We start from the raw sequence: 1,284 nt of genomic DNA on the forward strand, positions 1-1,284 counted from the left end.
TGTTTATTTTGAAAAGAGATAAAATCAATATATCCCTTTTCCCCAATTTTTACAACGGCATTGTAGGGCTTTTTCTCTTTGTTTTTGATTCCTTTTACCAGGGTTTCTTTTCCCTCCAGTAATTCTTTTACATTCGTTTTGGTTAGTTTTTTCTTTCTAAAATGTTCAGCTAAAGTAAACTTACATTCAGGATAATTTGAACAACCATAAAACGATTTTTTTAATACAATATTGTTGCCACACTTAGGACATTTTCCTACAAGGGGTCCCGAGCGCTTAGTGGGAATTTGTACCCCTTATCGATACAAATTCCCCGTAGGCGCTAGGGACCTCTTTAGCTTCTTGGAAGCTGTCAGTAGTATATCTAATAATTTATCTCCATTCCCTTTAGTAACGTGTAACTTTCCAAATTTAAAAAAGCGACTCATAGAATTATTTCCTCCCGTTAAATAATAGATAACTATTAAAAATAGACAATACTTGCTCATAAGTAACGGTACTTAAATTGTTTACTTTGGCGTGTTTCATTGCTTGATGAAACTGATTTTTAGTAAACAGTTGACGATATTCTCGATTGACCCATTTTGAAACAAAGTACGTATATAGCTTCCAATATTTATCTGGAACATCTGTGGTATGGCGGGTAAGTTTTATTAAGACACTGTTTACTTTTGGTTTAGGATGAAAGCATTCCGCTGGCAGCTTAAGCAATTGCTGAATCGAGACTTGAGTGTGCAAGAGCAACCCTAGTGTTCGGTGAATATCCAAGGTACGCTTGTAGAATCCTTCTTCAACAATCAGATAGATGTCAGACGCATGGCTTTCAAAAACCACTTTTTTAATAATTTGTGTGCTTAAATGGTAAGGAATACTCCCAACAATTTTATACCTCTGTTTGTTAGGGAATTGAAACTGTAGAATATCTTGGTGAATTAAAGTGACACGAATGTTCAGTTTTAATTTTTCTGACGATAAGTTGAATAGATGACTGTCTAATTCAATAGACGTTACCTGTTTACTTATTTTAGCCAGTTTCGTCGTTAAATGCCCTTTACCTGTTCCAATTTCGTAAACGGTATCGGTTTCTTTTAAATTCAATTGTTTTATTATTTGGTTGAGTACTTTTCACTCGTTAAAAAGTTTTGAGAATATTTTATATTTTTGTTCATGTAATCACTCCTGAAGTGATTATTTGGTTGAGTACTTTTCACTCGTTAAAAAGTTTTGAGAATATTTTATATTTTTGTTCATGTAATCACTCCTGAAGTGATTACATCAGTAATA

Annotated in this window: 1 protein-coding gene and 1 pseudogene; both read right to left on the bottom strand. The window is 33.3% G+C overall.

Features of this window, described 5'->3' with window-relative positions; translation table 11 throughout:
* Window positions 1-287: topoisomerase C-terminal repeat-containing protein (locus DWZ60_RS16925; protein ID WP_119222183.1), on the bottom strand; the 287-nt coding region annotated here is incomplete at its 3' end.
* A 145-nt stretch (window positions 288-432) separates the two neighbouring features.
* Window positions 433-1,169 (bottom strand): annotated as a pseudogene (gene erm(B) / locus DWZ60_RS16935) (23S rRNA (adenine(2058)-N(6))-methyltransferase Erm(B)).
* Between the last annotated feature and the right edge of the window lie 115 nt (window positions 1,170-1,284).

It is taken from the genome of Blautia sp. AF34-10 (assembly GCF_003477865.1).
GTDB lineage: Bacteria > Bacillota > Clostridia > Lachnospirales > Lachnospiraceae > Fusicatenibacter > Fusicatenibacter saccharivorans.